The sequence below is a fragment of the Paraburkholderia graminis genome (assembly GCF_003330785.1).
GTDB lineage: Bacteria > Pseudomonadota > Gammaproteobacteria > Burkholderiales > Burkholderiaceae > Paraburkholderia > Paraburkholderia graminis.
The window spans coordinates 1,119,265-1,131,674 of the sequence record NZ_CP024934.1 but is presented as its reverse complement, the minus strand read 5'-3'; the positions used below and the strand labels follow the sequence as shown (position 1 = coordinate 1,131,674).

14 protein-coding genes are annotated in these 12,410 nt (G+C 63.2%); 9 read left to right on the top strand and 5 right to left on the bottom strand.

Annotated features, from left to right (window positions below; all coding sequences use genetic code 11):
- Positions 1-98 precede the first annotated feature (98 nt).
- Complete coding sequence (locus CUJ91_RS05095) at positions 99-1,391, bottom strand: lactonase family protein (RefSeq protein WP_114155963.1); 1,293 nt, start codon at positions 1,389-1,391, stop codon at positions 99-101.
- On the opposite strand from CUJ91_RS05095, the gene CUJ91_RS34315 reads away from it, so the two are divergent.
- Positions 1,331-1,558 (top strand): hypothetical protein, encoded by a 228-nt coding sequence (locus CUJ91_RS34315; protein ID WP_167450639.1) that lies wholly within the window; start codon positions 1,331-1,333, stop codon positions 1,556-1,558. The two genes, CUJ91_RS05095 and CUJ91_RS34315, sit on opposite strands and share 61 nt — an antisense overlap.
- 74 nt (positions 1,559-1,632) lie before the next feature.
- The gene (locus CUJ91_RS05090; RefSeq protein ID WP_006048361.1) at positions 1,633-1,785 is read left to right on the top strand and encodes a DUF3096 domain-containing protein; all 153 of its coding nucleotides are present in this window, start codon (positions 1,633-1,635) and stop codon (positions 1,783-1,785) included.
- 223 nt (positions 1,786-2,008) lie between these two features.
- Here the strand turns inward: CUJ91_RS05090 and CUJ91_RS05085 are convergent, their stop codons facing one another.
- Positions 2,009-2,254, bottom strand: coding sequence for a hypothetical protein (locus tag CUJ91_RS05085; protein WP_006048362.1), 246 nt, complete (start codon positions 2,252-2,254; stop codon positions 2,009-2,011).
- 253 nt (positions 2,255-2,507) lie between these two features.
- Between CUJ91_RS05085 and CUJ91_RS05080 the strand changes: the two genes are divergently transcribed.
- Together CUJ91_RS05080 and CUJ91_RS05075 are read left to right on the top strand one after the other, a co-directional pair.
- On the top strand, positions 2,508-4,424 hold the full coding sequence (locus CUJ91_RS05080) for a glycoside hydrolase family 15 protein (protein ID WP_114155962.1): 1,917 nt from the start codon (positions 2,508-2,510) through the stop codon (positions 4,422-4,424).
- Between the two features lie 181 nt (positions 4,425-4,605).
- Positions 4,606-5,883, top strand: a complete 1,278-nt coding sequence (locus tag CUJ91_RS05075; RefSeq protein ID WP_006048364.1) for a polyhydroxyalkanoate depolymerase — start codon at positions 4,606-4,608, stop codon at positions 5,881-5,883.
- Between the two features lie 110 nt (positions 5,884-5,993).
- Here the strand turns inward: CUJ91_RS05075 and CUJ91_RS05070 are convergent, their stop codons facing one another.
- Positions 5,994-6,626, bottom strand: a complete 633-nt coding sequence (locus tag CUJ91_RS05070) for a TetR/AcrR family transcriptional regulator (protein WP_006048365.1) — start codon at positions 6,624-6,626, stop codon at positions 5,994-5,996.
- Between the two features lie 301 nt (positions 6,627-6,927).
- Between CUJ91_RS05070 and rsxB the strand changes: the two genes are divergently transcribed.
- The 3 genes from rsxB (at position 6,928) to CUJ91_RS05055 (ending at position 9,123) form a co-directional block, all read left to right on the top strand.
- Positions 6,928-7,851, top strand: coding sequence for an electron transport complex subunit RsxB (gene rsxB / locus CUJ91_RS05065; protein ID WP_208716151.1), 924 nt, complete (start codon positions 6,928-6,930; stop codon positions 7,849-7,851).
- A gap of 40 nt (positions 7,852-7,891) precedes the next feature.
- Positions 7,892-8,536 carry an endonuclease III gene (gene nth / locus CUJ91_RS05060; protein ID WP_006048367.1) on the top strand — a complete coding sequence of 215 codons (645 nt, stop codon included), beginning with the start codon at positions 7,892-7,894 and terminating at the stop codon, positions 8,534-8,536.
- A gap of 152 nt (positions 8,537-8,688) precedes the next feature.
- A complete protein-coding gene (locus CUJ91_RS05055) occupies positions 8,689-9,123 on the top strand; it encodes a DUF1841 family protein (protein WP_006048368.1) in 435 nt (144 codons plus the stop codon).
- A gap of 95 nt (positions 9,124-9,218) precedes the next feature.
- Here CUJ91_RS05055 and CUJ91_RS05050 read toward each other — a convergent pair whose 3' ends face one another.
- A complete protein-coding gene (locus CUJ91_RS05050) occupies positions 9,219-9,602 on the bottom strand; it encodes a c-type cytochrome (protein WP_006048369.1) in 384 nt (127 codons plus the stop codon).
- Between the two features lie 58 nt (positions 9,603-9,660).
- Positions 9,661-10,029: a c-type cytochrome gene (locus CUJ91_RS05045; RefSeq protein WP_006048370.1), complete on the bottom strand. Its 369-nt coding sequence runs from the start codon at positions 10,027-10,029 to the stop codon at positions 9,661-9,663.
- A 300-nt stretch (positions 10,030-10,329) separates the two neighbouring features.
- On the opposite strand from CUJ91_RS05045, the gene CUJ91_RS05040 reads away from it, so the two are divergent.
- Both CUJ91_RS05040 and CUJ91_RS05035 read left to right on the top strand, forming a co-directional pair.
- Positions 10,330-11,172 (top strand): AAA family ATPase, encoded by an 843-nt coding sequence (locus tag CUJ91_RS05040; RefSeq protein ID WP_114155961.1) that lies wholly within the window; start codon positions 10,330-10,332, stop codon positions 11,170-11,172.
- A 56-nt stretch (positions 11,173-11,228) separates the two neighbouring features.
- Positions 11,229-12,404: a vWA domain-containing protein gene (locus tag CUJ91_RS05035; protein ID WP_006048372.1), complete on the top strand. Its 1,176-nt coding sequence runs from the start codon at positions 11,229-11,231 to the stop codon at positions 12,402-12,404.
- Positions 12,405-12,410 lie beyond the last annotated feature (6 nt).

Genomic DNA, 12,410 nt, shown 5'->3' with positions numbered 1-12,410 from the left:
GTGCATCACGCCGGTTAGCGGCGCCGCATGAACCACCAGCCACGAACAGGGGCCGCTCGAAGCGGCCCCTGTTCGTTCAACCTGCCGCCTCGCCTCCCTCACGACGGCGACACCAGCTTGAAGTCCACCGGCGAGCCGATCTCGATCCGCTTCGGATTCGCTTCCAGCAAACCGCTCTGCTGATCGCGCCGGAACACATAGACGGTATCGCTGTTCTGATTGCCGACGATCAGCCATTTGCCGGTCGGATCGATCGCAAACTCGCGCGGCGACTTGCCGAGACTCGATTGACGCCCGATCTTCTTCAGATGTCCATTCGTCGGATCGACGGAGAAGATCACGATCTCGTTCGCATCGCCGCGATTGGTCGCGTAGAGAAAGCGCCCGTCCGGCGACAGATGAATCGCGGCCGCGCCTACCGCGCCCTTGAAGCCCGGCTCGGTCAGCGAGATGGTCTGGACCTGCGTGAGCTTGCCGTCGGCGTAATTGAACGTGCTGACGGTCGCGGCGAGTTCGCTCGTCAGGTACGCGTGCTTGCCGCCGGCGCCGAAAACCAGGTGCCGCGGGCCGGTGCCCGGCTTCTCCTGCGTGTAGCGCCAGTCGGTCGGACTGAACAGACCGCGGCTGCCGTCGGCCGTGTAGCGGTACGAGTACAGCTTGTCGGCGCCGAGATCCTGCGCGAAAAGATAGTGCCCGTCCGGAGAAAACACCGTCGAGTGCACGTGCGCGTTGTCCTGGCGCCCCTTGACCGGACCGCTGCCTTCATGATGCACGGTCAGCACCGACGCGCCGAGTTGCCCGTCAGCCTGCACCGGCAAAACGGAGAAGCTGCCGCCCGGATCGGCCGCGACCGAATAGTTCGCGGCGAGCAGATATTTGCCGTCCGGCGAGAGACTCAGATAGCACGGGTCGTTGCCATCGGCGGAAACCTTGTTGAGAAAGGTCAACTGGCCGCTCGCGGCGTCGAAGCGAAACGCGCTGACGCCGCCGCGCTGACCCGCCGGTCCGTTGTCGCCCGGCAGCTCGTTGACCGCGTAGACGAAGCGGCGGTCGCGGCTCACCACCAGGTACGACGGGTTCACCGTCTGCGCGACGGACACGCGTGTGGCGTCGCCCGTCTTCGTGTCGAAGCGATAGACGTACAAGCCTTCGCTCTTGCCGCCGGTGTAGGTGCCGACCAGCAGGTTATAGACGCCGTCGGCGGGAGCCGAACCGGCACTGGAACCGGCGTCTTGCGCGAATGCGGGCGAAGCGGCAATCGAGACCATGAGCGCGAAACCTTTTATGATCGAGCGGGCGGAGTGCATGGGAGACCACGCGCGCACGCGTCGTGAAGAAGACCGGTCAGGAGCTGGCGCGGCAGGCACAGCGTCCCGGTGACGAAGAAGCATACGACCTCCTCTACGTGGGTTATGAGAGCAAAGCGGTTGTCATCGTGCCTCTGGTCTGCCGCGCCGAAGTCGAGCGTTATTCTTGTCGGGCAAGTATAAAAGCGTTGCAACGGATCATGCAGCGAAGCGGCCTGCCGTGTCGCCGCGGCGAATCGTCGGCGGCATGACGACTGCCTCGGTAGCAATTGCCCTGCCTCTCGGGGACGTTTTTAATCGCGTGTCACCACACTACGGAGTTTTCATGAACATCACATTGAGCCTGGGCCCGCTGGTTTCGCTGATCGCCGGCATTCTGATTCTCGTGATGCCGCGGCTGTTGAACTACATCGTCGCGTTGTATCTGATCATCATCGGGATCATTGGTATTTTTGGCGTGGGCTCGTCGCACTTCTGACCGGAGAAGCCGGGCGCAGGACGGCCCGGCTTCTGTCGTTGGTAAAAGACGTGGATGCAGCGGGAAAGAATGCCGTAGGGGGAGCAACGGCGCGCGAAGACGCACGCGCGCCGGCGCTACCGCACCGTTCATTGCCGCGGGTTAAGCGATAGATATCATGCGTTCAAACGGCACAGCGCATCCGGCCGCAGCCGGACGCCAACGCCTGCGTCGCAGACGCGACTCAGCCGTTCGAAAGCTGTTCGAGGCGCCAGCGCCCCTGCAGCGACAACGCGCCGACGGCATAATGGCCGTCACCTTCCTGATAGCGCCGGAAGCAGGCGCGTTCGATCAGAAAGCTCGCGGCAGTCTGCATGCCATTGCGGCTCAGACCGAGGCGGCTATGATCGAGTGGCAGCATGGAATCGTCCGCGAGTTGGCTCGCGGCGGAGAGAATCGTGATGCAGTCGGATTTTGACGGATTCAGCATGGCTTTCGTCCTCCAAACGGCGTGTGCATGCGCGATGGGCAAGCCGGCTTCGCAAACCCGAAAGTTTTAGGCATCGGCTGGATCACTGATTGTAGGCAGCCATTTGACAATTACAACCCGCGTTTTGCCGCATTGTGTGCGGTGAACCAAACTGCAACCCGCAAGTCCGGAAGAAACCAGTGGGGCGCAGCCGAACTTGCCGCGCCCGCTACTCAAAACGATCAACGTACATTAGGTATCGAAACGCACGGCCATGCCCGCACTCATCGAAGACTATGCGCTCATCGGCGACGGCCACACGGCCGCGCTCGTCTCACGCGAAGGTTCCGTCGACTGGCTCTGCTGGCCGCGCTTCGACTCCGGCGCCTGCTTCGCCGCGCTGCTCGGCACGCCGGACCACGGCCGCTGGCTGATCTGCCCCGATAGCGGCAGCGGCAGCGGCAGCGGCAGCGGCACCGACACCGACACGCCGCCGAAAATCACCCGCCGTTATCGCGGCGAAACGCTGATCCTCGAGACCGACTTCGAAACGCCCGAAGGCGCGGTCACGCTCGTCGACTTCATGCCGCCGGGCAACGGCTGGTCGGAGATGGTGCGCATCGTCGTCGGCAAGCGCGGCACCGTGCGCATGAAGATGGAACTGGTGCTGCGCTTCGACTACGGCTTTTCGATTCCGTGGGTCGACCGCCTGAAGCACGAGAGCGGCATTCGCGCGATCGTCGGTCCGGACAACGCGGTGCTGCGCACGCCCGTCGATCTGCGCGGCGAGAACATGAAGACGGTTGCCGAGTTCACCGTCAGCGAAGGCGAGCGCGTGCCGTTCTCGCTCGCGTACTCGGCCTCGCATCTGCGGCTGCCGCCCGCGCGCGATCCGCATACGGCGCTGGCGCGCACCGAGAATCACTGGCTCGAATGGTCGGCGCGCGGCACCATCGAAGGCAAATGGGCCGAGCCGATTCGCCGCTCGCTGATCACGCTGCGGGCGCTCGCGTATGAACCGACCGGCGGAATCGTCGCCGCGCCCACGACGTCGCTGCCGGAACAACTCGGCGGCACGCGCAACTGGGACTACCGCTACTGCTGGCTGCGCGACGCGACGATCACGCTGCTCGCGCTGATGCGCGGCGGCTACTACGACGAGGCGCGCGCCTGGCGTACCTGGCTCGGCCGTGTAATGGCCGGCGCGCCCGACCAGTTGCAGATCATGTACGGGCTGGCCGGCGAGCGGCGCCTGACCGAGTACGAGGTCGACTGGCTGCCCGGCTATTGCGGCGCGAAGCCGGTGCGGATCGGCAACAACGCGGTCGGACAGCTCCAGCTCGACGTGTATGGCGAAGTCATGAACGCGCTGCATCTCGCGCGGGTCGGCGGCCTGCAGGCAGACGACACCGCGTGGAACGTGCAGTGCGCGCTGCTGCGTCACCTCGGCACGATCTGGCAGCAACCCGACGAAGGCATCTGGGAAACGCGCGGCGGCCGCCAGCATTTCACCTTCTCGAAGGTGATGGCGTGGGTCGCGTTCGACCGCGCACTGGCATCGGCGGAAATGTTCAATCTCGAGGGGCCGCTCGACGAATGGCGCGCCACCCGCGCGCAGATTCACGCGGAAGTCTGCGACAAGGCGTGGAACGCTTCGCGCAATGCGTTTTCGCAGACCTACGACAGCGATCAGCTCGACGCGAGCCTGCTGCTGCTGCCGCTCGTCGGCTTCTTGCCGCCGCACGATCCGCGCGTGAAAGGCACGGTCGAGGCGATCGAGCGCGACCTGATGCACGACGGCTTCGTGATGCGCTACCGCACCACCGAATTCGACGACGGCCTACCGCCGGGGGAAGGCACGTTTCTGGCTTGTTCGTTCTGGATGGTGGACAACCTGGCGCTGCAAGGCCGCCTCGACGAAGCCATTGCCATGTACGAACGGCTGCTCGGCCTCTGTAACGACGTCGGGCTCCTCGCCGAGGAATACGATCCGGCGGCAAAGCGGCTCGTCGGCAACTTCCCGCAGGCGTTCTCGCATGTGGCGCTCGTCAACACGGGCCTGAACCTGATGAAGCACGAACAGGCGATGGCGCGCGCAACCGGGCAGCCGTCGCATAACGGCACGGAAGATGCTGAACTTAAGGCTGCTGCAAGCCCTGATGGCGGCGCAGCAGCATCGCCAGTAGCATGATTCGATGACATTTTTACGGATCGGCGCCGCCGGAATGCTGCATTGCACAAGTACCCTGCTTTCTATATGATCGAACTGTCTGTCGGCCTATAACCGATCTACCAACAACCAAGAATGGCCAGCCGCAACGCCACATGCGTGTTTGCGAAGCCCCATGCGAACCGCTTAAAACGGAGCACCCATGCTCTATCAACTGCACGAATTCCAGCGGGCTATGCTGAGCCCGCTCACCGCCTGGGCCCAGGCCGCGTCGAAATCGTTCGCGAACCCTGCTAGCCCGCTGGCTTACGTGCCCGGCGCTACCCGCCTCTCGGCCGGTTACGAACTGCTCTACCGGCTCGGCAAAGACTATGAGAAGCCGGAGTTCAACCTCCATCAGATCGTCAAGGACGGCCACAACATCCCGATCATCGAACAGACGATCGTCGAGAAGCCGTTCTGCCGCCTGCTGCGCTTCAAGCGTTTCGCCGACGACAGCGACGCCGTCACGCAACTGAAAGACGAGCCGGTCGTGCTGGTATGCGCGCCGTTGTCGGGCCACCATGCCACGCTGCTGCGTGACACAGTGCGCACGCTGCTCCAGGACCATAAGGTTTACCTGACAGACTGGATCGACGCGCGCATGGTCCCGCTGGAAGACGGCGAGTTTCATCTGGACGATTACGTCGCCTACATTCAGGATTTCATCCGCCACATCGGCGCGAAGAATCTGCATGTGATCTCGGTGTGCCAGCCGACTGTGCCGGTGCTTGCCGCCATTTCGCTGATGGCGAGCCGCGGCGAAGAGACGCCGCGCACCATGACGATGATGGGCGGCCCCATCGACGCGCGCAAGAGCCCGACTTCGGTGAACTCGCTCGCCACGCAGCATTCGTACGAGTGGTTCGAAAACAACGTGATCTTCACGGTGCCGCCGAACTATCCGGGCGTGGGCCGCAAGGTCTACCCGGGCTTCCTGCAGCACACCGGCTTCGTCGCGATGAACCCGGAACGTCACGCGGCTTCGCATTGGGACTTCTATCAGAGCCTGTTGCGCGGCGACGAAGACGACGCCGAAGCGCATCGCCGCTTCTACGACGAGTACAACGCGGTGCTCGACATGGACGCCGACTATTACCTCGACACGATCCGCGTCGTGTTCCAGGAATTCAGTCTCGCCGAGGGCACGTGGGACGTGGCCGGCGAACGCGTGCGGCCGCAGGACATCACGAAGACGGCGCTCTTCACGATCGAGGGCGAGCTGGACGATATTTCCGGCGACGGCCAGACCTATGCCGCACACGAGCTGTGCACCGGCATTCCGGAGAAGCACAGGCGTCACTTCACGGCTGAGAAGTGCGGCCACTACGGTATTTTTTCGGGCCGCCGCTGGCGCACGATCATCTATCCGCAGTTGCGCGACTTCATCCTCGAGCACAACAAGGCGCCGAAGGTCGTGAAGGAAAAAGCCGAAGTCTGAACGCGGCTCACGCTATGCAGCATATGAAACGGCCTCCTGACGGAGGCCGTTTGCTTATGCGTGCATCTCGAGGCAATGCGGGTCTATCAAGTCCAAAGCAAGACGCCGCCCTACTTCCGCAACAGATACGCAAGCAGCAGTTCGGTGTTCATCTGAATCACTTCGCTGCGTTCGCCCGGACTGCTGAAATCGCGGCCAAGCGTGGCTTCGAGCGTGAAGCGGTTCGACACGATGTAGTAACCCATGCCCGAGAGCGTCACGTAGAAGCGCAGCGGATCGACGTTCGTGCGAAACAGACCCGCGCGCTGGCCTCGCTCGAGAATGCTGCCGAGCGTGGCGACGATCGGCGAAATCATTTCGCGGATGCGCGTGGACTTCTGCATATAACGCGCCTCGTGCAGATTTTCGTTGTTGACGAGGCGCAGCAGTTCGGGATGATCGCGGTAGTAATCCCAGACAAAATGCGCGAGGCGCGTAACGGCTTCCACCGGCGCAATGCCGTTCAGCTCGAGCGTGCGCTCGGCTTCGTTGAGCGCGCTGAACGCGTGCTCGAGTACCGCCGTGAAAAGCTGCTCCTTGCTACCGAAGTAGTAATAGAGCATGCGCTCATTCGTCTCCGCGCGGCGGGCGATCTGATCGACGCGCGCGCCGAATAGCCCACCATTTGCGAACTCTTCGGCTGCCGCAAGCAGAATGCGGCGCCGGGTGCCTTCAGGATCTCTTTTGATTTTCGGCTGATTCATGGTGGCATGGTCTTCGTGAGCCGCGTTATCCGGATCGCACCGCCGGCCTCTCCTCGGGCCTTGCACCGACAGCACTGGACGGCTGGTTGGAGGGAAAACCCTTCTGCGGTCTTTCGAAAAAGGCGCTTCGATTATGGCACATGGATTGCGGATGGCAATTGGGGAAATCGGCGATAATGTGGTGCTTAGTTCAAGCTGTGCGGCCGCCCGCCGAGACGCGCTTGAGTCGCCTGCTAGTCGCCTGCTAGTCCTTTGCTAGTCCCCCGCGAGTCCCCCGCCCGGCCTTGCTTCGCCCCACCTTGTGACCGTGACACTGATTAAAACACTCGCAGATCGCATCGAAGATCTGCTTCCCCAGACGCAATGCACCAAGTGCGGTTATCCGGCCTGCCGTCCGTATGCCGAGGCCGTCGCGTGCGGCGAAGCGAGCTACAACCAGTGCCCGCCGGGCGGTGCCGAAGGCGTCGCGCGGCTGGCCGCCCTGCTCGGCAAGCCGGTGATTCCGCTTAATCCTGCCAATGGCGTCGAACGGCCGCGGCCGCTCGCGGTCATCGACGAACAGATCTGCATTGGCTGCACGTTGTGCATGCAGGCGTGTCCCGTCGACGCAATAGTTGGGGCACCGAAACACATGCATACGGTCGTCGCCGAGCTGTGCACGGGTTGCGACCTGTGCGTGCCGCCGTGTCCCGTCGATTGCATTTCGATGCAGCCCGTCACCGGCGAGGCGACCGGCTGGGACGCATGGAGCCAGCCGCAGGCCGACGCCGCGCGCGAACGTCACGAGCGGCGCGACGCGCGTCTCGCGCAGGAACGCGAAGCCGCGGAAGCGCGTGTTGCGGCGCGGCGAAGCAGCGCGGGCGCTGTTGGCACGGCTGTTGGTGAACCGCCGGCCAGTGCGCCGCCGGCTGGTGCGTCTGCGTCAGCGGCGGCGGCATCGTCCGCACCTGCAACTGACGACGCCGAAGCGAAGAAGCGCGCGATCATCCAGGCCGCGCTCGAACGCGCGCGCAAGAAGAAGGAAGAACTGGCGGCCAAAGGCCAGGCGCCGTTGAACACCGAGCACGTCAGCGCGGACGTGCAGGCGCAAATCGACGCAGCGGAAGCGCGCCGACGCCGCCTTGGACTCGCCGACAACAACGACAACGACAACAACAACGCCGACACCGACACAGCCGCCGCGAACACGCCGCCAAACCCGGCCGGCACGCGCAATCCACGCTAACGCCAACTGCAACCGCCTCTGCCCACTCAGCCCGCCCAGCATGAACGCGAACAAACGCCGCGCCATCTACGAAACGCTTCAGAGCCTCAATCCGCATCCCACCACCGAACTGGAGTACACGACACCGTTCGAACTGCTGATTGCCGTGCTGCTGTCGGCGCAGGCCACGGACGTCTCAGTGAACAAGGCGATGCGCAAGATGTTTCCAGTCGCGAATACGCCGCAGAAGGTGCTCGAACTCGGCGAGGAAGGCGTCGCGAACTACATCAAGACGATCGGCCTGTACCGCAACAAGGCGAAGAACGTGATCGCGACTTGCCGCATCCTCATCGAGCAGTACGGCGGCGAGGTGCCCGAGGACCGCGAGGCGCTGGAAAGCCTGCCGGGCGTCGGACGCAAGACGGCGAATGTGATTCTGAATACGGCGTTCGGTCATCCGACCATCGCCGTCGACACGCACATCTTTCGGGTTGCGAATCGAACCGGGCTTGCTCCCGGCAAGGACGTCCGCGCGGTCGAAGCGGCGCTCGAAAAATTCACGCCCGACGAGTTCAAGAAGGACGCGCATCACTGGCTGATCCTGCACGGCCGCTATGTTTGCAAGGCGCGCCGGCCCGAGTGCTGGCATTGCGCGATCGAACCGCTGTGCGAGTTCCGGCCGAAGACGCCACCGCCCGATCTTTGAGCCGGCGCACGTTCAGCGAACCCACGCTCAGCGAACCCACGCTCAGCGGACGCACGCTCAGCGGACCACGGCAGCGGCGCGTAAAATGATCGCTTGCTGTGCGCCGCATGCTTCTCCCACTCTCACTCCCCACTCAAGACACCCGTCCCACGATGTTCAATCCGAGCCGCGACGAAGTCCGTCAATTCTTCACCGAGACCTGGCGCAAGCAGCGCGAAGGCGCGATCCTGACGCCGCTCGAAGCGATGGCCGCCGACTGGATCGCCGAGCATCCCGAGTATCACGCGGAGCTGACCGATGCCGAGGCCGCCCAGGCGCAGGACTACTCGCCCGAGCGCGGACAGACCAATCCGTTCCTGCATCTGTCGATGCATCTGGCCATCAGCGAGCAGTTGTCGATCGATCAGCCGCCTGGCATCCGCGCGGCGCATGAGCGCCTTGCCGCGCGCCTCGGCTCCGCACACGACGCGCAGCATGCGATCATGGAGTGCCTCGGCGAGACCATCTGGGAAGCGCAGCGCACCGGCCTGCCGCCGGACACCGACGCGTATCTGCAACGGATCGAACGGCGCGCGACACGCGACTAACGCCGCACAGCGCGAACCTGAAACCTGTGCGCCAAAGCAAAACACCCCGCGAAAAGCGGGGTGTTTTGCAATCGATCGCTCAAACGGCGGCGCGCTTACTTCTTCTGCACCAGATCGCCCTTCAGCGATTCGACATAAGCGGCGATGTCTTTCATGTCCGATTGCGACAGGCTTTGCACCTGAGCCTGCATGATCGCGTTGTTGCGGCCCATGTGCGGGTTGCCGTTGCCCATTTGATACTGACGCAGCGCCCAGTAAACGTAATCGGCGTGCTGACCGGCGAGCTTCGGATACTCCGGGCTCACCGGCTTGTTCAGGTTCGGACCGTGGCATGCCGCGCAGTTGTGGCTCTCGGACAGCACCTTGCCGTTGCCGGCGTCGGCCGCGTGGGCGACGCTCGCTGCAACCAGACCGAATACTGCCGCCGACGCGCATGCAGCCTTGAACACCGTGTGGAGTGCCTGTTGGGGCTTATTCATGAATTCTCCTATCCCGCGAATTTAATAGCCGTGTGACTGGTTGGATAACCGCAGCCGGTCACTTGTCGGGATTGTTTTTCGATGAGGAATTTTGCGCCGCGTAGTAAGCAGCGATGTCGGCGATGTCCTGATCCGATAGCGACGCGGTGATCGCGTGCATCGTTTCGAAGTGGCGGTCGCCCTTCTTGTAGCCGCGCAGCGCGTTTTCGAGGTACGCCTGGTTCTGGCCGCCTAGCATGGGCACGCGATACACCTCAGGATAAGCCGTGCGATATTCAGGGATACCGTGGCAGCCAATACACATCGCGACCTTGCCCTGGCCCGCTTTCGCGTTGCCGACGACATCCGCTGCCTGCGCACTGGCCGCATAGCCCGCGAGCACCGACAGCGCTGCGATCACGACGTGTTTGCCGACGAATTTGTTCATAGCATGTAACCTGGCTTGAGGGGAAACGGGCGCCCAAAAAGGCAACGGCCCGCGCCGTTTTTCTTATAGGGAGCCACGCAGGCCAAAAAAATCGGGCTAATTGTACCGCGACGCCGCGCCGAACGTCCACCGCGCGGGGCGCACGGCCCGGCGCGGCTGCCTGCGCCGCGTTGCATCACGCTTGCGCGGCCACGCGAAGCACCGCCCACAGCGCGGCTGCAACCTTACGCGAGGCGGTTTCAGGGCAACAGGGCTTCTGACTTATACTGGGTTTTTTCCCACGCCAGAGAGCACCTCGCCATGCGTTTCGAAGGCTCATCGCAGTACGTCGCCACCGACGACCTCAAGCTCGCGGTCAACGCCGCGATGACGCTCAAGCGCCCGCTGCTGATCAAAGGCGAGCCGGGCACCGGGAAAACCATGCTGGCCGAAGAAGTCGCCGCGGCGCTCGGCATGCCGCTTCTGCAGTGGCACATCAAGTCGACCACCAAGGCGCAGCAGGGCCTGTACGAATACGACGCGGTCTCGCGCCTGCGCGATTCGCAACTCGGCGACGAGCGCGTCAAGGACATCCGCAACTACATCGTCAAGGGCGTGCTGTGGCAGGCGTTCGAGTCGGACGAGCAAACCGTGCTGCTGATCGACGAGATCGACAAGGCCGACATCGAATTTCCGAACGACCTGCTGCGCGAGCTCGACCGCATGGAGTTCTACGTGTACGAGACGCACGAGCTGATCCGCGCGAAGCAGCGGCCGCTCGTCATCATCACGTCGAACAACGAGAAAGAGTTGCCCGACGCGTTTTTGCGCCGCTGCCTTTTCCACTACATCAAGTTTCCCGATCCGGCCACGATGCAGCAGATCGTCGAGGTGCATTACCCCGGCATCAAGAAGGACCTGCTGGCCGCGGCCATGCAGAGCTTCTTCGAACTGCGCAACGTGGCGGGGCTGAAGAAGAAGCCGTCCACGTCGGAATTGCTCGACTGGCTCAAGCTGCTGCTCGCGGAAGACATTCCGCCCGAAGCGCTGCGCTCGTCGGATCAGAAGCAGATCATCCCGCCGCTCGCCGGCGCGCTGCTGAAGAACGAGCAGGACGTGAGCCTCTTCGAGCGGCTCATTTTCATGAATCGCAATAACCGTTGAATCCCTATTGAGCGATATCGGGCGCTCCTGAGTGCTCGCGCCGCAGAGGACCCAGCATGCTGATCGACTTCTTCTACTCGCTGCGCGCCGCGAAGCTGCCCGTGTCGGTGAAGGAATACCTGACGCTGCTCGAGGCGCTCAAAGCCAACGTGATCGCGCCGTCGCTCGACGATTTCTACTACCTCGCGCGCATGACGCTCGTGAAGGACGAGCAGTATTTCGACAAGTTCGACCAGGCGTTCGGCGCATATTTCAACGGCGTCGCGAAGGCTTCCGAGCTTGCCTTCGACGTCCCGCTCGACTGGCTGAAAAAGAAACTGCAACGCGATCTGTCGCCGGAAGAAAAAGCGCAGATCGAAGCGATGGGCGGCATCGACAAGCTGATGGAACGCCTGAAGCAACTCTTCGACGAACAGAAAGAACGGCACGAGGGCGGCAATAAGTGGATCGGCACCGGCGGCACGTCGCCGTTCGGCAATGGCGGCTATAACCCGGAAGGCGTGCGCATCGGCGGCGACTCGGCGGGCAATCGCACGGCGGTCAAGGTCTGGGAAGCGCGCGCCTATCGCGATTACGACGATCAGGTCGAAATCGGCACGCGCAACATCAAGGTGGCGCTGCGCCGCTTGCGCCGCTTCGCGCGCGAAGGCGCGGCCGAAGAGCTCGACCTGCCCGACACGATCCGCAGCACCGCCGCGAACGCCGGCTGGCTCGACCTGAAGATGGTGCCCGAGCGGCACAACAAGGTGAAGGTGCTGATGCTGCTCGACGTCGGCGGCTCGATGGACGATCACATCAAGCGCACCGAGGAGCTCTTTTCCGCCGCGAAGGCCGAGTTCAAGCACCTCGAGTTTTATTACTTCCACAACTGCGTCTACGACTTCCTGTGGAAGAACAACCGCCGCCGTCACGCCGAGCGCACGCCGACGTGGGACGTGCTGCACAAGTTCACGTCCGACTACAAGCTGATCTTCGTCGGCGACGCGACCATGAGCCCTTACGAAGTACTGCAACCGGGCGGCTCCGTCGAATACAACAACACCGAGGCGGGCGCCGTGTGGCTGCGCCGTCTCGCCGATCACTTCCCGCATCACGCGTGGCTCAATCCCGAGCCGGAAGGCTTGTGGGCGTATCGCCAGTCGGTCAGCGCGATTCGCGACGTGCTTGGCCACCGCATGTATCCGCTCACGCTCGCGGGCCTCGAGTCCGCGATGCGCATGCTGAGCAAATAGACCCAC